15 protein-coding genes are annotated in these 17,124 nt (G+C 58.0%); 5 read left to right on the top strand and 10 right to left on the bottom strand.

What is annotated here, in order from left to right; all coding sequences use genetic code 11:
- Nucleotides 1-24: 24 nt before the first annotated feature.
- The 5 genes from N2A98_RS22940 to N2A98_RS22920 form a co-directional block, all read right to left on the bottom strand.
- Nucleotides 25-381: a hypothetical protein gene (locus N2A98_RS22940; protein WP_032895244.1), complete on the bottom strand. Its 357-nt coding sequence runs from the start codon at nucleotides 379-381 to the stop codon at nucleotides 25-27.
- A 198-nt stretch (nucleotides 382-579) separates the two neighbouring features.
- Nucleotides 580-1,665, bottom strand: a complete 1,086-nt coding sequence (locus N2A98_RS22935) for a type I restriction endonuclease (RefSeq protein WP_078803872.1) — start codon at nucleotides 1,663-1,665, stop codon at nucleotides 580-582.
- Nucleotides 1,666-1,875: 210 nt separating this feature from the next.
- Nucleotides 1,876-2,175, bottom strand: coding sequence for a chorismate mutase (locus N2A98_RS22930; protein WP_044268754.1), 300 nt, complete (start codon nucleotides 2,173-2,175; stop codon nucleotides 1,876-1,878).
- Between the two features lie 175 nt (nucleotides 2,176-2,350).
- Nucleotides 2,351-4,204 (bottom strand): DUF4105 domain-containing protein, encoded by a 1,854-nt coding sequence (locus N2A98_RS22925; protein ID WP_034133734.1) that lies wholly within the window; start codon nucleotides 4,202-4,204, stop codon nucleotides 2,351-2,353.
- Nucleotides 4,205-4,294: 90 nt separating this feature from the next.
- Nucleotides 4,295-4,783, bottom strand: coding sequence for a DUF3015 domain-containing protein (locus N2A98_RS22920; protein ID WP_003194274.1), 489 nt, complete (start codon nucleotides 4,781-4,783; stop codon nucleotides 4,295-4,297).
- Nucleotides 4,784-5,046: 263 nt separating this feature from the next.
- Between N2A98_RS22920 and N2A98_RS22915 the strand changes: the two genes are divergently transcribed.
- Together N2A98_RS22915 and N2A98_RS22910 are read left to right on the top strand one after the other, a co-directional pair.
- Nucleotides 5,047-7,485, top strand: coding sequence for an ATP-binding protein (locus tag N2A98_RS22915; RefSeq protein ID WP_003194272.1), 2,439 nt, complete (start codon nucleotides 5,047-5,049; stop codon nucleotides 7,483-7,485).
- 299 nt (nucleotides 7,486-7,784) lie between these two features.
- The gene (locus N2A98_RS22910; RefSeq protein ID WP_003194269.1) at nucleotides 7,785-8,102 is read left to right on the top strand and encodes a hypothetical protein; all 318 of its coding nucleotides are present in this window, start codon (nucleotides 7,785-7,787) and stop codon (nucleotides 8,100-8,102) included.
- 6 nt (nucleotides 8,103-8,108) lie between these two features.
- Here N2A98_RS22910 and N2A98_RS22905 read toward each other — a convergent pair whose 3' ends face one another.
- On the bottom strand, nucleotides 8,109-9,932 hold the full coding sequence (locus tag N2A98_RS22905) for a hypothetical protein (RefSeq protein ID WP_275622685.1): 1,824 nt from the start codon (nucleotides 9,930-9,932) through the stop codon (nucleotides 8,109-8,111).
- A gap of 162 nt (nucleotides 9,933-10,094) precedes the next feature.
- On the opposite strand from N2A98_RS22905, the gene N2A98_RS22900 reads away from it, so the two are divergent.
- Nucleotides 10,095-10,583, top strand: a complete 489-nt coding sequence (locus tag N2A98_RS22900) for a TIGR00645 family protein (protein ID WP_003194267.1) — start codon at nucleotides 10,095-10,097, stop codon at nucleotides 10,581-10,583.
- 15 nt (nucleotides 10,584-10,598) lie between these two features.
- On the opposite strand, the gene N2A98_RS22895 is transcribed toward N2A98_RS22900, so the two are convergent.
- From N2A98_RS22895 to N2A98_RS22880, 4 genes are all read right to left on the bottom strand, one after another.
- The gene (locus N2A98_RS22895; RefSeq protein ID WP_044268749.1) at nucleotides 10,599-12,032 is read right to left on the bottom strand and encodes a glycosyltransferase family 39 protein; all 1,434 of its coding nucleotides are present in this window, start codon (nucleotides 12,030-12,032) and stop codon (nucleotides 10,599-10,601) included.
- 115 nt (nucleotides 12,033-12,147) lie between these two features.
- Complete coding sequence (locus tag N2A98_RS22890) at nucleotides 12,148-13,173, bottom strand: hypothetical protein (protein ID WP_275622684.1); 1,026 nt, start codon at nucleotides 13,171-13,173, stop codon at nucleotides 12,148-12,150.
- 106 nt (nucleotides 13,174-13,279) lie between these two features.
- Entirely contained in the window at nucleotides 13,280-13,534 is a 255-nt protein-coding gene (locus tag N2A98_RS22885; RefSeq protein WP_034133731.1) for a DUF6124 family protein, read from the bottom strand.
- Nucleotides 13,535-14,155: 621 nt separating this feature from the next.
- Nucleotides 14,156-14,674: a cysteine hydrolase family protein gene (locus tag N2A98_RS22880; protein ID WP_275622683.1), complete on the bottom strand. Its 519-nt coding sequence runs from the start codon at nucleotides 14,672-14,674 to the stop codon at nucleotides 14,156-14,158.
- A gap of 313 nt (nucleotides 14,675-14,987) precedes the next feature.
- On the opposite strand from N2A98_RS22880, the gene N2A98_RS22875 reads away from it, so the two are divergent.
- Both N2A98_RS22875 and N2A98_RS22870 read left to right on the top strand, forming a co-directional pair.
- On the top strand, nucleotides 14,988-15,911 hold the full coding sequence (locus N2A98_RS22875; protein WP_044268741.1) for a hypothetical protein: 924 nt from the start codon (nucleotides 14,988-14,990) through the stop codon (nucleotides 15,909-15,911).
- Nucleotides 15,838-16,905: a DMT family transporter gene (locus N2A98_RS22870; protein ID WP_275622682.1), complete on the top strand. Its 1,068-nt coding sequence runs from the start codon at nucleotides 15,838-15,840 to the stop codon at nucleotides 16,903-16,905. Before N2A98_RS22875 ends, N2A98_RS22870 begins: the two co-directional genes overlap by 74 nt.
- Nucleotides 16,906-17,124 lie beyond the last annotated feature (219 nt).

Raw genomic sequence — 17,124 nt, 5'->3', positions numbered from 1 at the left:
TTCGCGGGCTGATCGTTCCCACGATCAGCGTGAGCGATAGGCTTTGGCGGCGTCGCGATCTTTTTCCTGCTGCCAATCGTGTTCGCGGTCGTCCCTGCGGTTTTCCTCGTAATCGCGCAGTTCCTGGCTCTCGCGCATGGCCTTGCACTGACGAAACCCATCTTCCCAACCTTCGGCGTATGGCCGGTCTTTCAGATAGCGCGGCACATTCTTGCGAAACTCCCCGGTAATCACCCCAGCGGCCTGGCGCCCGCTGCTGCAACCGTCGTCAAAACCGTCGGCGAAGGCCGGTGGATAACCTTTGGCCAGTAATTCCTGATGGGTTGACTGGCAACCCGACAACCCCACCACCGCGCACAGCATGACCGCATACCGCCACATGGCGTACTCCCTGGCCGTTTTACGGCTGATAAGGAGAGTCTAGAAGGGGATTTGTTGGGGCGGTGTGAAGAAAAGGTGAGAAGGGTGTTTGGTTCACTCGCCGTTCGAAGTCGACGCTGTACCTATGGAGATGGAGCAATCTGTCTCGCCATAGGTACAGGGTGTGGGGTTGCGCTAATACCAGCCTGCTTTCAGGTGTTAGTCGTAATAACCCACTGTCTTTTTCAGTTGATCGGCGTATTCGTAAATCTCATCGATGGACGAAATCGCATGCCGCGTTTCATTTTTTTCCTCGTCGAATATCCCGAGGTATTTCTGGCTGCGATTGAAGTGAAGACGGCAAATCGGCTTACGGTTGTTATCGTCTAGCAGCACTCCAAAATAGCTCTGCGTATCCCTTTGTACGATTCGTTTTGCATCGACCACTGAGCGTACAACGGCCCGGACAATGTGATAACCCTCCAGCTCTTCCAGCGTCGTCAGGATTTTATCTTCTGTTTCATCTCGGTCTTGTGCGTCTGCCTTCGCGCTGTTTGTAACGGGTATTGATGCTAGCGAGGGTTGAATAACGCCGCTCATTGCGGACTTCAGACGATCGTTGATTTGATCATTCAGAAACTGGGCTAATGCTTTACGGGTCAGTTCGTAAAATTGCTCGCGAACCTTTTGTGTGATTACGCCCTCGTAGACACGGGAGGCGAAAAACTTCACAAAATCATCTTCTGGTTTGCTGACTTGCGTACCGATGAGCTTTTTCAATTGGCTGACGTATTTTAATTCCCCAGCAGCATTGATGATTGAGTCGACATCGAACGCTGATTTGGTGAGCTTGATCAGTTCAGGTACCGAGTATTCATCAATATCCAGTAAGTCCAGTTCCAAAAACGGTTTTTCGTCCATTTTATTGGGGGCGTCCAAGTCGGTAAAGAACCTGTAGACCTGACCGTTGGTGAGGATGGAAATTCTTGCGCTTGTGACGTGAAAGTATCGAAAGAGCTGCGAGGCGTGATTAATACTCAGGGACTCGCCGATCTTTTTGCATTCGATGAGTATTTGCACCTCACCGTCCTTCATGATCGCATAATCGATCTTCTCGCCTTTCTTCGTTCCAACATCACAAACAAATTCAGGCATTACTTCCAGTGGATCGAACACGTCGTAGCCCAGCACCGCGTTGATAAAAGGCATTACGAAGGCATTTTTTGTAGCCTCTTCTGTTTGAATGGCCGGGCCTTGCAATCGAACCTTTGCTGCCAGACTGGTGAGCTTTTCAAAAAAATCCATAGTGAGCCTCTTACCTTTTCAGATCCGTGTTTAGGTTGATGGCAGTTTGATATCCAACCAAGACTAGACGCAAACCTTCATAAAGCTAGGTCATCAGGAATAAGTTTTCACAGGTAAAAGGCTCAAAACATGGCTAAAATTTTCTACTTGTTTTTCAAGGAGTTATGAGGGGCTTAGAACTTCCATGCAGGCAAAGAAATTTGATTAATTTCAGCCTGCTGTTCCGAGCGCTGCATGCTCAGCCAATTCCTGTTGAATAAATGCAGCAATCATCGCGCGATAGACCTGCTCAGTGACCTCAGGGTTGGCGCCCACTACCTCGGATAATGCCCTCACCTTGGCGATTACTTGTTCAACCCGTTGTGGGGCCTTCACGTCATCGGTGTCTTTTTTGAAGCGTGCGGCTTGGGAAACGAAGTGGCCGCGTTCGGCCAGCAATGTGACGATATGTTGGTCGAGGCGGTCGATGTTTTCGCGCACTTCTTCAAGGGTGGTGCAGGCAACAGTCATGTCGATGGAACTCCTGATTTTGGCGAGGTGCGATGCGGTACGGCTGACTATACACGGGCCAAATGTGGGAGCGGGCTTGCTCGCGAATGCGGTGCGTCAGACAAACAATCAGTGACTGACACTGCGCATTCGCGAGCAAGCCCGCTCCCACATTTTGAACGTTGTAAGGCTTGCGTTAGTAGTGGTACCACTTCAGCTCAAGCATCACTTCATTGACTGGCGTGGACAGGTGGCTGAACTCACGCTGGGCACTCAGGCGCAGGCCCAGGTTGCGTGACAGTTCCCATTGCTGGTTGAGGCTGATGCTGCGCCGCACTTCGCCGTTGGTGAAGAAATCGCCCTTGGCTTCCAGGCTCAGGTTGCCCAACGGGTTTTTCCACAGCACGCCGGTATTGAAACCGGCGGCGGGGGAGATGGCTTCGCTGAAGTCGTTGTTGTGTTCCACGCGCACGGTGCCGAGGGCGAAGCCGAGCATGTCGTCGGAGAGTTGCCAGGTGCCACCGGCGCCGCCGTTGACGTGGGCCACGAGGGTTTCGTCGTCGTGTTTGCCCGGCACGCGTTCCAGGCCGCCGGTGACTTGCCACGACCAAGGCTGCAGCAGCGCATTGCGTGGCGTCAGCGAGCGGATAGTGGCCAGGTCCAGTTGCTGGAGTTGCCAGTGATTGCCCTCGTACTGGCGCAATTTCATTTGCAAAATTTCGATCTGCGCGCCCAGGGGGAAGCCTTCGGCGTTGTCGTTGAGGTCGTGGTAGGCCATGCGCAGGCCGTATTCGCCGAAGGCTTTGTCACCACGGGTGCCGATGCCGGCTTGCCAGGTGCGCGACTCGTGGCCGTTTTCCGGTAGGCCAGGCGGGGTGATCTTCAGGTCGGGCGCCGGGTTCTGGTTGATTGCGCGCAGCAGTTCGAAGCTGCGCTGGGAGCGTGTCGCATCGCGCTCCAGGCCATTGGCGCGGTAGCGGCCCAGGCGGTAAGCAGCATCCACGATCAGTGCCTGGCGCTCGCGGGGCAGGGCTTTGAATGCCGGTTCCTGCAGTTGCTTTTGGTCGTCGCTGATTTTCAGCACCCACTGTTGCTCATCGCTATCGAGTGGCTTGGCGCGTTCCAGCAGTTCACGTTCACGCGAAGGCCGATAGTCGATTTTTTCCACTAGCCCCGCATCCTTTACCGCTTTGACGGTATCGGTAGGGATCGCGGTGAGTGGGAATTGCTCAGTCAAACGCAGGCCAGGGCGGGCCACTTGCAGCAGTTCCAGCAGGCGATAGGAGCAGTTCTCGTCGAAGAAGAAGTAATCGAACTGGATCTGCTTGAGCTCCCACACGTGCTCGACCATACGCTTGGTCTCGACCTCGGTGAGGTTCAGGCGGTATTCCCACAAATCGCGGTTTTCGAGGCTGCGGTATTCGGAGAGTTTCTCCTGATAGGGCACCAGGGCGAACAGGCCCGGATAACCGCCCATCAGGCCCTTCCAGGCATAGAGGATGCTGTTGTCGGAGCCTTCGATATAGGCGCCGAAGTTGATCGCATAGCTGAGCAGGGCGGTGTTGTTGCTTTGCACGTCAGCCTGGTCGATGCGCAGCAGGGTGTGGCCGAACATCGACGACGGGCTGTTGAGGTAGGCCGCCGGGAAGATCATCACTGCACTATGGGGCGCGACGTCCTTGAACCACTGGGTGAATTCTTTGCATTCCAGCGCGGGCAGGTCGTTCAGTTGCAACTGCGCCTTGAGCCAGCGGGTACGTGCGGGGTAAACACATTGGGCGTGCTTTTCACCCAGGCTGGCCGGTGCATACAGCGCATCAACGGTGGCCTTGAGTTCCGCATCCGGATGGTGTGCGCCATCGGGAGCGAGGAAGAATTTCTTATCGCTGACATAGCTGCGCCAGCCACTGACTTTGCCGGCTTCGTAGTGCCCCAGCGACAGCCAGAACGGATCATTGGCCAGTTGCTGCAAACGTTGATCATCAAGGTGCGGGGCCGCGTACAGCGGGGCGCAGGCGAAGAGTGCCAACCAGGCAAAGCGTTTGAGCATAGGGGCAACTTAAGTCAAAAAAGTGAGACCCAAAGGGGAGGCGGGTCCAAAAATAGTACCCGCGCCTCGAAAGGCGCGGGCAGGTCGAGCTTAAGCCTGGGTTGCGTATTTCGCCAGACGGGCATCGCTTTTCAGTACAGCAATGGTGTTGTTGTGCACGTCGTCAGCGGTCACGTCAGCCTTGCTGAAGATCTGCTGGAAGTGCTCGTGGGTCACGGCCGCGAAGTGATCGCGATCTTCCGGCGCAACACCCAGTACCACCGCGTAGGTGGTCAGCGCTTCGCCGTTGCCTTTGGCCATGTCTTCGGACAGCTCGTTCATCATGCCATTCATGGCAATCCAGGACTTGCCGCCGTAGGTCAGGGCGCTGTTGGTGCTGCAACCGTTGGTGCCCGAGGTCATGCCGAAGGTGGCGTTACCCGAAGTACCGTTGGTGGTGGAGGCGAGGAAGTGGGCCGGAGTACCGCGCTGGCCTTCAAACAACATGTTGCCCCAACCGCAGTTCGGGCCACCTGGTGCTTCTGCCATTGCATTGAGGGAGACGACGGTGAAGAGAGTACCAAGAAGGATCCGTTTCATAGCTTTGTTCTCTTTGTGTGCAAACCAATGGACAAGGGTTCAGGTGCTCAACGCACCCTAGGGGCCAGTTATTAGTCCAACCCGCGCAGTTTGGAGTTTAGGCACGTTCCCAGGGTTCCGTGTTTTTTTATAAACATTCAGTGGCGGGCGATTTTTTTGTAGGACGCGTGCCGTGTCTATGCTTTCCCGAAAGCGCGCCTTGCCAGAGCGCTCAACCGGGAGCCAGAATGCCCCATCTGCCCCGCCTGATGTAAGGAAGCCCGATGCCTGATCCTGTTGCTGCCAGCTTGCGTCTAGCGCCCGAAGCGCTGACTCGCCCTTTCTCCGCTGAACAGTTCAGCTTCTCGACCACCAATGATTTGGAGCCCTTTCGCGGTGTGCTTGGCCAGGAACGTGCGGTTGAAGCCTTGCAGTTCGGCGTGGCCATGCCACGCCCCGGTTACAACGTGTTTGTCATGGGCGAGCCGGGCACCGGCCGCTTTTCGTTCGTCAAACGCTACCTGAAAGCCGAAGGCAAGCGCCTGCAAACCCCGGCGGACTGGGTTTATGTGAATAATTTCGATGAGCCCCGCGAGCCCCGCGCCCTGGAATTGCCAGGTGGCGCCGCTGCGGCGTTTATCGCTGATATCAACGCCCTGGTCGATAACCTGGTCGCCACCTTCCCGGCGGTGTTCGAACACCCCACTTATCAACAGCGTAAAAGCGCCATCGACCGGGCGTTCAACCAGCGCTACGACAAGGCGCTGGACGTGATCGAACGCCTGGCCCTGGAAAAAGACGTGGCGCTGTACCGCGACAGCTCCAATATCGCCTTTACGCCGATGCTCGACGGCAAGGCGCTGGACGAAGCCGAGTTTTCGCAACTGCCGGAAGCCGATCGCGAGCGTTTCCACACCGATATCTCCGAGCTGGAAGAACGCCTCAACGAGGAGCTGGCCAGCCTGCCGCAATGGAAGCGTGAGTCCAACAACCAGCTGCGCCAGTTCAACGAAGAAACCATCACCCTGGCCCTGCAGCCTTTGCTGGCGCCGTTGTCAGAAAAATACGCAGAAAACGCCGGGGTCTGTGGCTACCTGCAAGCCATGCAGGTGTACCTGCTCAAAACCGTGGTGGAGCAATTGGTGGACGACGCCAAGACCGACGCCCAGGCGCGCAAGCTGCTCGAAGAGCAATACTGCCCGAGCCTGGTGGTGGGCCACTCGGTCAACGGTGGCGCGCCAGTGGTGTTTGAACCGCACCCGACCTACGACAACCTGTTCGGCCGTATCGAATACAGCACCGACCAAGGCGCGCTCTACACCACCTATCGCCAGCTGCGTCCTGGCGCCTTGCACCGCGCCAACGGCGGTTTCCTGATCCTGGAAGCCGAAAAAATGCTCAGCGAGCCCTTTGTGTGGGATGCGCTCAAGCGTTCCCTGCAATCGCGCAAGCTGAAGATGGAATCGCCCCTGGGCGAACTCGGCCGCCTGGCCACCGTCACCCTCAACCCGCAGATGATTCCCTTGCAGGTCAAGGTGATCATCATCGGTTCGCGCCAGTTGTATTACGCCCTGCAAGACGCCGACCCGGACTTCCAGGAGATGTTCCGCGTACTGGTGGACTTCGACGAAGACATCCCCATGGTCGACGAGAGCCTGGAGCAGTTCGCCCAGTTGCTCAAAACCCGCACGTCGGAAGAGGGCATGGCGCCGCTCACCTCGGACGCGGTGGCGCGCCTGGCGACCTACAGCGCACGCCTGGCCGAACATCAGGGCCGCTTGTCGGCGCGTATTGGTGATTTGTTCCAGCTGGTCAGCGAGGCGGACTTTATTCGCCACCTGGCGGGCGACGAGATGACCGATGCCGGGCATATCGAGCGCGCCCTCAAGGCCAAGGCCACACGCACCGGCCGCGTGTCGGCGCGGATTCTCGACGATATGCTCGCCGGCGTCATCCTGATCGACACCGCCGGTGCGGCCGTGGGCAAGTGCAACGGCCTGACGGTGCTGGAAGTGGGCGACTCGGCATTCGGCGTGCCGGCGCGGATTTCCGCCACGGTGTACCCGGGCGGCAGCGGCATTGTCGACATCGAGCGCGAAGTTAACCTCGGCCAGCCGATTCACTCCAAGGGCGTGATGATCCTCACCGGTTACCTGGGCAGCCGTTATGCCCAGGAATTCCCGTTGGCCATCTCCGCCAGTATTGCCCTGGAGCAGTCCTACGGCTATGTGGACGGCGACAGTGCGTCCCTGGGCGAGGCGTGCACCTTGATCTCGGCCTTGTCGAAGACGCCGCTCAAGCAATGCTTTGCCATCACCGGCTCGATCAACCAGTTTGGTGAAGTGCAGGCGGTGGGCGGGGTCAACGAGAAGATCGAAGGCTTCTTCCGCCTCTGCGAAGCCCGCGGGTTGACCGGTGAGCAGGGCGCGATCATCCCTCAGGCCAACGTCGCCACGCTGATGCTCGACGAGAAGGTGTTGCAGGCTGTGCGTGCCGGGCAATTCCATATCTATGCGGTGCGCCAGGCCGACGAGGCGCTGAGCCTGCTGGTGGGCGAAGATGCCGGCGAGCCGGACGCCGAGGGGCAGTTCCCGGAAGGCACCGTGAATGCGCGGGTGGTGGAACGCTTGCGGGCGATTGCCGAGATGATCAGTGAGGAGGATTTGAAGGAGGCGGAAAAAGAGCTGGCGCAGCAGGCGTTGGCAGAAGCCAAGCCGACCTGATAGCCAAGGCGAAACGGGATCAAAACTGTGGGAGCGGGCTTGCTCGCGAATGCGGAGTGTCAATCACTGCATCTGTGACTGAACCAGCGCATTCGCGAGCAAGCCCGCTCCCACATTGACCTATTAAACCTGCCACAAAATTGACTCTCGCCTGGGACCAACGCCCGTTGGTCTCTACAACCTTGGTTTGTCGCGTTTTTATTCTATTCTCAGAGTCAGGGATATCCACAGGAGTCGCAGGATAGAAACAGCCTCGCCGTGCGCTGGGGCTGAACACCGATCTACCGAGGGTCGCCGCCATGTCGCGCAACCTTTGCCTTACCCGCCAGTGCCTGGGCCTGGTCACCCGTATCGAATGCTCCATTCGCCCTCTGGCCGGGGATAACGGGATGTGGACGCTGCTATTTGCCGCCGGCATGTCGGGCGAACAGCCATCCACCGTCAAATCCCAGGGTCCGTTCCATGGGCCTTTCGTGGCAGAACGCATGCTGGGCACCATCGTCGATAGCCTGACCTTGCACGGCTACGAGCAAATGGACGAGCCGCAGATCTGGTGCCTGCACCTGCAAGCCCATCTGCGCCAACTCAACGGCGGCCAGGAGCGGCTGGCCCTGTAGCGCCGGTTATTTGCTCTCAGGCTTGTCCAGCTTGACCTCAAAGCCGTATTGCACGGTGCTGAGGTCGGTGCGCTGGTAACTTTCCAGCGTGGTCGGCTGGCCGTAGAAATAATGCACGTCAAACATCGCCGTGCCGTATTCCTCGGCGCGGTGGCTGACACCGAGGATCTCCTTGAGGTAATTGCCGCTGGCATCCTTGGCGTAGAAACGCCAGCTGTCGGCGGGGAAGTCCTTCTGGTCGACGATCAGCGCGTTGTCCTTGAGCGACAGGCCCTTGGGCAGCTTGGCGGCGTCGATTGTGGCTTTCTCGATGGTGGCCAAAAACAACGGTACCGAGCCCACCACATACGCCGGGGTTTCCGGGAACAGGTTGAGGTCGTACGTCAGCGTGCCGCTGGCGGCATTCAGTTCGAACGCTTCGGTCGGCAACTCGATGGGCTTGCCTCGTTCGCCCTTGTCATCGGCGGTGAAGAAGGTGATAGGCGCGTCACTGTTGTTGCGCTCGGCACCGACCAGGTCGTCATTGAAGGTGAACGGGTGGTCGAACACGATTTTTGCGGCACTGGCGTCTTCGGTCGATTGGCTGAGGGTGACGCTGTTTTTCAGTTGGTCCTCCGTCATCGAGGCATCTTTGAGCCAACTGGCGGCGCCGTCGTCATACACCGTGACCGGCATTGGCAGGGGCTGTACGGTGTGTTGCAGGCTGTTCCTGTCAAAGCGCATCACCGGCAGGTCCAGGTCTTTACGGGTGAGCGTGGCCTTGGAGAAATCCAGCACATTGACCTGCAGGTTATCGATCAGCCCGTTGAAATACACCTTGGCGTAATGGCTGGTCTGCTGGCGCTCGAAGGCTTTTTGCGCGTCGGTCAGCTGTTTATCGAAGGCATCGGACCACGCGGTTTGTTTCTGCATCTCGGCCAGTTGTTTCTCATAGAACGCCACTTGCGCGGCACTCTCGTTGATCGAACCTGAGCGGGTCAGAAATTGCCCGGTGCTGTCCTGTGCCTGTACCAGCAGCGGGTTGGGTGACGCATCGCCCACTTCGGCGGCCAGGGGCTGGCTGTTGGTCAGTTCGATCTCGGCGTAGTTCTTTTCCAGCGTCAGCAGGTTGAGGGTGATGTTGCCTTCGGTGCGTTTATGGCCCACGTCTTGTTTGGTCAGGTCGAACGTCAGCACCTTGCCCGGGGTGATCACCTCCACCGCGCCCTTGAGGCTGATGGGTTGGGGTTGGCTCTTGTTTTCCGTCTCGATGCCTTCGATAAACGGGTAGGTCACCGTCAGGTCGTCGGGGTTGGTCAGGTTGGAGCTGCTGGGGCTCAGTTGAATGCCGGGGTCGGTTTCGGACCATTCCGGCTGGAAGGGAATGACTTTATCGTTGCTCAGGGTGACCGACTGCCATTCCAGGCCATGGGGGAAGGGGAACTGGTCCGGGGCGTTGAAGTTGAACGGGAAGACCGGCTGCAAATCCGTCAGGTAGTCGGAGTGCGAGGTTTTGCGCAGTACGAACAGGCCATTGATGTAGGTGTCCACCAGCGCTTGGGGCGTAGGGTAATGCTTGAGCAGGGCCAGGCTGTCTTCGCCGTATTCGGCTTCGATGGGCTTGCTGGCGAGCTTGACGCGCGCGCGCTCCAGCAACAGCAGCGAGCCGCCCAGGTCCGCAATGGCATCGCGCAGTTTAGGGTCCTGGATGCTGTCCAGGGACTGTTCGAACTTGGTGGTTTTCTCTTCGAGGGTCGCCTGCTTCTGCTCTTCTTTGGGGGAGCAGCCGCTGGCCATCAGCAACGCCGCGCACAGGCCGAGAGCGGCCAAAGGGGATCGCACATCCATCATCTGAGTTTTCCTGTCCGACATCATCGAGCCGAGTTAATGGTCTCGACACTAGCAGAAAAATTCTCTTACAGATGCCACTTGGGTCAGTTTTCTCGCGGTGACAGGGGCCAGGTGGCGGCTGGTATACTCGGCGCCATTTTTAGCCAAGCTGTGTGAGATTCAATGGAACGCTTTATCGAAAATACGATGTACGCCTCGCGTTGGCTGCTGGCGCCGATCTACCTGGGCCTGTCCCTGGGCTTGCTGGTCCTGGCGCTGAAATTCTTCCAGGAAATCATTCACGTAATTCCCAACATCTTCACCATGTTGGAAGCCGAAGTGATCCTGCTGCTGCTGTCGTTGATCGACATGGCCCTGGTCGGCGGCTTGCTGGTGATGGTGATGATTTCCGGCTACGAGAACTTCGTCTCGCAGCTGGATATCGACGAGAACAAAGAAAAGCTCAACTGGCTGGGCACCATGGACTCTTCGTCGCTGAAGATGAAAGTGGCGGCCTCCATCGTGGCGATTTCCTCCATCCACCTGCTGCGCATCTTCATGGACGCCAAGAACGTCGATCCAGAGCACCTGATGTGGTACGTGATCATCCACATGACGTTCGTGGTCTCGGCGTTTGCCATGGGCTACTTGGACAAGCTCACCAAGCATTAAGGCCACGCGCTGGCCTTACTGCTCCACGAAGTAGTAAGGCTGGCGGTTGACTGCCATCTGCTTGATCACCGTAACCGGCGCTTTCAGCCGGTCGGTGTGGTCCGTCAACGCCACGTTGCCGGGCTTGGCGCTCAGGAAGGCGCGCAGTTCGGCTTCGGTGTTCAGGATTGGCAAGTAGGCTTGCAGGTAGAACACGCTGGCGCCGTCGATGCGCTCGTTGGGTTGATACATCGCCACCGTCCTGCCTTCGTCTTGCAGGGTCTGGATCTGACTCATCACCGGTACGAATGAATGGCGTACGTCGGCTTTGGGCGCAAACCAGAAGGCCGCGCTCAGGTAGCAGGCGATGGCCAGGCTGAAAACCCCGCCAATAATGCGGCGATGATAACGGTACAGCCCCGGCTTATGGTCTTTGGCCCACTCCAGCAACACCCGCGCATATTCAGCGGCCAGCACCGCCGCGGCTGGCGTCAGTGCCATCAAATACACGGTGCGTTTGCTGGAAGCCAGGGTCAGCAGGGTGAACTGCGCCACCAGCCACACACTGAAAAACAACCGGTAGCGGTTGCGCACCAGGCTTTTGCGGAAGTGCCACAGGCCCAGGTACACCAGGATGTTCCAGGGCAGGAAGGCCTCGGGCAGTTTCGCGAGGTAATAGTAAAACGGCTCGTAGTGCCCGGCTTCTACGAACGAACCACTGAAGCGCCCGACGCTATTGGTCCATAACACTTCACCCACCGCCTGCATCCCGCCGCGCTGAAACAGAAACCCCAGCCAGATCAGCAGCGGCACCAACGCCAACAACGTGAACAGCGCCGGCTTGAGCCAATCGCCTAGCCGCAGGCGTTTATCCATCAGGCTAGTGCTGAGCAGGTACACAAAAATCACAATGCCCGGCATCGCCAGCCCCAACACGCCCTTGCTCAACGTAGCGATGACCATCCCGGCGGTAAACAACGCCCAGGCCCAGGTACTCGAACCTTCACGCTCGGGCCGTACCGCCTGGTAAAACCCCAGCAGGGCCGCGGTGACACCGAGGCTGAGCAACGAATCCTCACCCACACCTCGCACATTGCCCCAGTAACTGGCCATGGTTGCCAGGATCAACGCGGCACTGAACGCCAGCGTCTGCGGCCGCCCGAACCGACGCAGCATCCCGTACAACAGCATCACACTGAATAACCCGGCAAACGCCGACGCCAAGCGCACCGCCCCGGTGCTGGCGCCAAACAGGCGAATCGCCCCGGCGTCCAGCCACAGGCTCAGGGGCGGTTTTTCCAGGAAGGGTTCACGAAACAGGCGCGGCACCACCCAGTCATTGTCCAGGTGCATCGCCATGGCGATCCCGGACACCCGGGCTTCGGTAGAGCCTTGCAGCTCATGGTTGCCGAGGGCGAAGAAGAACAACAGAGCAGCAAGCAAGAGCAGCAGGGGAGCGGGGCGCGTCATGGAGTCTGGCTACCGGGGCATGAGACCGATCGGGCGACCGGTCATGGGTAGTCAGGGAGTATACGAGCGCGATTCTTAACCTTTGGTGAACGGCTGTGGGTTTTTCTCGGGCGCGTCAGGGCATTTTCAAGCTGGGCACTGCCGCTTTGCCTTGTTCGGTCAGCACCGGCTCCAATTGCTCCCAGGTAAAGCTCAAGTCGTTGTCGCAACCGTCACCATTGGCCGGTGTCGAGAGTTGCAGGCCCTGAGTGTTGAAGCTCAGGTGAAAGTTGGAGTAATCGGTGATCGCCGGGCAGCCCTCGTCAGTGGTGGTTTGCTTGGCCAGCCAAGTGCTGAAGGCGGCCGGCAGCTTCAAATGGCCGGAATAGGCGTCATGCCATTGCTGATGGCCGCCGAGCCAGGCCCATGGGTCCACACTGTCACCGGTTTGCAGGTTCCAGGAGTGCAGGCCCCAACTGATGCCCATGGCGCCTTGGCCTGCGGCCCAGCGGTAGAACCGCACGGTGAGAAATTGCGATGACCAATAGGCGGGCTCGACCTCGATCTCACTGGTATAGACCGAGCCGTTTCGACCCAGGTATTCACGCCGTTCATAAAAATAGTCGGTTAGATCTTCGTCATTGACGGCCAACGCGGCGAGTTGCTGATTGATCTTCTGCACCGCCGGGCTATCGCCCTCCAGCTTGAGCGTGACGCGTGGGCCTTGGGTCTTGAGCTGGTAGGTGTGGTTGTGGAAAGTCTTCTTCTCGGTCTTGATCGGCAACGGCGCGGCTTCCATGGGCGCGTTATAGGCATCGCTGCCGCAGCCGTCCGTGCCAATGCGGCGCAGGGCCAGTGGCAGCGGCGCACCGCCATCGGTTTTGCTCCAAGCACCAGAAAGGGTATCGCCCTGAGGCTTTTGCAGGGCCCAGAAACCGGTGTTGCCTTCCTCCACCCAAGGGGCGTTGTCGTTGGCCTGGGTCAGCTGAATCGGGGTACGGATGCGCTGGTAGTAATAACTGCCATGCTCCCCGTCGGCGCCGTTGAAACACACGGTGATAGCGGACTTGCCCAAAGTCCCTTGCCAAACCCCGGCCAGCTCGGCAGCGGTGGCAAGTAAAGGCATGACGGAGAGGGCGATGACGGCGAAGGGCTTGAGCACGGGTATCTGACTTCCGGTTGTCTGATAAAGGCCGTCAGGGTAATGGGAAGTGTGAGGGGATGCCAGGGGGCGAGATGCGGTGAGGCGTCTCGCCCTTTTTCGTGTTTTAAGGCTGTGGCGTCTGGGTAGTGAATGGTTGGGTGTTCAGGACTCGTTCTACCAGTAGCTCACCCAGAACGATTAATTGTTGGGCGGCGAGCAACTTGTGGCGGTGCGCGCCTTCAAGTTCGAAAGCCAGGTCGGTGGTCATGGCGTTGAGGGAGGCGAGGGTTTCGCTGGCTTGGATTAGCAGGGTTTCGGGGTGGATGTTTTCGGCGAGGATGAAGAGGGTGGTTGGGGGATTGGGGGTGATTTTTTTCACGATGAAGCTCCTACACTGTTTAAGGAGCTGCCTCCCCCTGCTGTCAAACAGGATTGGGTGGCAGCTGTACGCGGGTTGACAGACCGGAAGTGTAGGAACCCGGCGCACCCGAAGATGCCCCACGCACAGCCGCCATGAACGGAGCGGAATGCGCAAGCATGCCGTCTTATCACGGGGTGTGAAAGGTTACACTTTTCGGCCTGTCAAAGCCGGTCGCTGATCATCAGCGACGCAAAGAAGTTAGCGTTGTGAAGGCGGTTGCGCCAGTTCACCAACAGCGCGGCGTGTTGCGGGAAAATTCCGAAGCTTGGCCCTGCGGGGTTCAGCCTGGATTCATGATTATTACTGGTGTGTTTTTGCCAGGCGAAAAAAAGCTCAGGACTGCTGGGCAGGTTCTAACAATTGCCTGCGCGCTGTACTGAGCTGGTAGAGGGTTTTGTTCAGTCGCTGCCTGAGCGTCAAGCACGAGATGGGTTATCGCCGAGTCTGACGCTGCCATTGCTGCAACAGTCGCAGGTTATTCGCGACAGGCGAGTTTGGCCAGTTCACCAACAGCGCGCCATGTCGCGGGAAAATTCCGAAGCGCTGCTCTGGCGACTTTCTTTCCTCCGGAAACCTCTGCTAAAAGCTCCAGTCCTCAGCCTGAACCAACTGGCAGAACGGCCCGTTGAGCGTGGCATTGTGATGAGCCACGATGGCCTCGGCTTTCATCAAGGGCGTGTCAGAACAGGTATGGCCGTCGGCGATAAGTACCGCATCGAAGCCAAGGTCACGCGCGGCGCGGCAGGTGCTGTCGACGCAGTATTGCGTTTTCATCCCAGTGACCACCACACCGGTCGCGCCGCTGGAGCGCAGATTGTCAGCCAGATCAGTCATTGCAAAAGCATTAGGCCGGCGCTTTTCGAACACCACTTCCCCACCCAGCAACTTCAGTTCCTCGGCAACCAGCGTAAGCGGGCTGCCCGATTCGATTGGCGAGCCAGCGGGGCCGATATGACGCGCGAGAAAAATCGGCGCGCCTGCGCTGCGTGCCTTGTCCATCAGGGTATTGAGAGTTTCCAACAGCTCGTTGCAGCGCCAGGGTTTTTCCGGGCCGTGGATGAGTCCGACTTGGATATCCAGTATCAACAGGGCGTACATGGGTGCATCTCCTTGCGTGTGAGCCAGCGACACAAGGGCATAAAAAAAGGCCCTGTCCATCGCTGGCGGGCCTTTGAAGTTCGTTGGTTATTGGCTCACGACACCTCGCACGCTCCGCTTTCGGCGGTCGTGGTGATGGTTGTCGAGGTGAGGCAATAGGTACTCATGAGCTGACATTATCAATATCGCCGACGGCTGGCAACACAACGTCCAATGTCGCCTCAGTGCGAAAAACAGTCGTGTGAGTTCAAGTTACCAGCGCCCACCTATTGCATGCTTGAGTTCAAACGCTGGCATAAAGGAGGCCACGCTGATGCAATCCCAGGAAAAGGACCTGTCTCTTGTTAACCACCTCTCGCTCAGCCGCGACGAAATCGAAGCATTTCGTCACCAAGGGTTTATCAAACTCAAAGGCTTCTTATCTGAGCACGCCATTCAATCCTTGAAGCAGGCGGCCCGTTCGAAAGTGATCTCTGCACGGGAGTCGAAGTCTGCCTATGGGGATTCCTTCAGCCGGTTGACCTACGATCTGGGGACAACCGATGCGGTGAAGAACATCTATTCCTCGATCGCTTTCAGGACGGCCTTGGTGACGTTAATCGGGCATCCGCTGATCATGACCGAGTCCCAGAGTTTCGAGCTTACCCCGCATAAAGAGGGGTTTGCCTGGCACTACGATTCCCTGAGTTTCAGGTACATCCGCCCTCAGGACGCAGCCTTCAGCGTGTGGATCCCGTTGGATCCTATCGACAATTCAGGCCAAGGCGGGGGCATGGCTTATTTAGCCGAAGACATCTACTCCGCGAAGGCGAATTTCCAGATGGCCAGCCTGCTTTCCAAACGAATGGCTGCCGGCGTTGCCGTGGAGGATTTTTCCGCGCATTTGAGAGCTGTGTTCCAAACCCCCAGCCTGCTCACAGACCTGTTTGAAGCGTATAAAACCCAGGACGATTTTGCATTGGGCGACGTACTGCTGTTCACCAAATCGATGTGGCACCGCTCTGAACCGCTCTTGCCAGGCCCGCTCGCGACTCGACTGGCGGTGACCATGCGTTTTCTCGATTGGCGTTCACGATTGGACAAAACGATGTTCGAAGGCGAGTCTGAAAGCGGTGGCGGCGTAGGAATGGGGGTCAATTGGGGCAGACCGACCCAGACCGCCTATGGCTCGCAATTTATCGACATCAATGACGGCGACGAAATTCGCACTTCTACCTATTGTGGGCCTGTCATCTGATGCCCCCGCAAAGGTCGTCTGCAGAGGAGCGCTAATGTCCAGATCCTACGCGCTGGGGGTGGCAGCTGCGGTATTTGCCACCTTCAGCTGGGCGCTTAATTTTCTATCGCCCTACATGATGGGCGCGTTCGGTCCGATTGATTTCATTACCCTGCGGTTCATCGTGTCTGGCTGCATCGGTCTGGTGATGCTGCGTATCTATTGGCCTGGCGACCCCGTTTTAACCAGGCGCTCAATCCTCAACGCCGGGCTGCTGGGCGTGCTTGGCTATGCGGTGTACATCGGTTGCATCATGGGCAGCGTGCTCAATGGCGGCGCTATCATCGCACCGGCATTCCTGAGCGCTACACCGGTCATCATTGCGGTCGCGGGCAATATGATCGAGCGCACCACCACCTGGAGCAGCCTCGCGGTCCCCATCATCCTGGCGGTTTGTGGGTTGGTCGCGGCAAACTATGGCACCTTGGTCGGTGTTTTAGACAATGACCTGACCTCCTACCTGGTCGCGGTCAGCTACGCCGTGGGTGCGGTGCTGACCTGGCTGATGTTCAGCATACTCAACCAGAAGATGCTGGCGAAAATCCCCAGGGTGCACGCAGGCCTATGGACGGGCCTGATGATGGTCGGCGCCGGTCTGAGCGTGGTTATTTTCGTGCCGTTCGGGCTCGTATTGGACCTGTACACCTACCCGCATTTGGACCTGCACTTGGGCAACACCCTGCCGGTGCTGGCTGCCGCAACGGCGCTGGCCTGTGTTGCCTCCGTTGGCGGCGCATGGGCCTGGAATTTTGCCAGCCAAAGGCTACCGATGGCCCTGTCCGGGCAGCTTATTTCAGTGGAAACCATATTCGCAGTCGCCTTTGGGCTGATCGCCGAGCAGCGCTTGCCTACCGGTCTTGAGGTTCTGGGGATTGTTGGGCTGTTGGCCGGTGCTTCGATTGCGGTGAGGGTGATGGCTCAGGGGGATCGTGAGGGGGTGAAGGTGCTGGGTTGACTGATTGAGCTGGCGGGTGGGGTATGGCAATAGCGGATTTCCAGGCACGAAAAAAGACGTTCAAGGACGTCTTTTTTCGTGCATTTGGTGGGCCGGGGTAATTTGAATCAGTATCTTATCTTGTTGATTTAATTAACTAATATATTTTTATATTTTTTTCTGGAATACCGACTGGAATACCGTTCAGCTGAAATAGTGCACCGCTCAGCTCTCTTCGGA

The sequence above is a fragment of the Pseudomonas sp. FJ2-5-13 genome, assembly GCF_029201605.1.
Lineage (GTDB): Bacteria > Pseudomonadota > Gammaproteobacteria > Pseudomonadales > Pseudomonadaceae > Aquipseudomonas > Aquipseudomonas lactis.
The sequence above is the reverse complement of the archived record's forward strand: the minus strand, read 5'-3'. Positions and strand labels throughout refer to the sequence as shown.

Bases quoted from the DNA above. Each gene is read 5' to 3' on its own strand.
- N2A98_RS22940 (WP_032895244.1), bottom strand. From the start codon at position 381: ATGTGGCGGTATGCGGTCATGCTGTGCGCGGTGGTGGGGTTGTCGGGT.
- N2A98_RS22935 (WP_078803872.1), bottom strand. From the start codon at position 1,665: ATGGATTTTTTTGAAAAGCTCACCAGTCTGGCAGCAAAGGTTCGATTG.
- N2A98_RS22930 (WP_044268754.1), bottom strand. From the start codon at position 2,175: ATGACTGTTGCCTGCACCACCCTTGAAGAAGTGCGCGAAAACATCGAC.
- N2A98_RS22925 (WP_034133734.1), bottom strand. From the start codon at position 4,204: ATGCTCAAACGCTTTGCCTGGTTGGCACTCTTCGCCTGCGCCCCGCTG.
- N2A98_RS22920 (WP_003194274.1), bottom strand. From the start codon at position 4,783: ATGAAACGGATCCTTCTTGGTACTCTCTTCACCGTCGTCTCCCTCAAT.
- N2A98_RS22915 (WP_003194272.1), top strand. From the start codon at position 5,047: ATGCCTGATCCTGTTGCTGCCAGCTTGCGTCTAGCGCCCGAAGCGCTG.
- N2A98_RS22910 (WP_003194269.1), top strand. From the start codon at position 7,785: ATGTCGCGCAACCTTTGCCTTACCCGCCAGTGCCTGGGCCTGGTCACC.
- N2A98_RS22905 (WP_275622685.1), bottom strand. From the start codon at position 9,932: ATGATGGATGTGCGATCCCCTTTGGCCGCTCTCGGCCTGTGCGCGGCG.
- N2A98_RS22900 (WP_003194267.1), top strand. From the start codon at position 10,095: ATGGAACGCTTTATCGAAAATACGATGTACGCCTCGCGTTGGCTGCTG.
- N2A98_RS22895 (WP_044268749.1), bottom strand. From the start codon at position 12,032: ATGACGCGCCCCGCTCCCCTGCTGCTCTTGCTTGCTGCTCTGTTGTTC.
- N2A98_RS22880 (WP_275622683.1), bottom strand. From the start codon at position 14,674: ATGTACGCCCTGTTGATACTGGATATCCAAGTCGGACTCATCCACGGC.
- N2A98_RS22875 (WP_044268741.1), top strand. From the start codon at position 14,988: ATGCAATCCCAGGAAAAGGACCTGTCTCTTGTTAACCACCTCTCGCTC.
- N2A98_RS22870 (WP_275622682.1), top strand. From the start codon at position 15,838: ATGGCTCGCAATTTATCGACATCAATGACGGCGACGAAATTCGCACTT.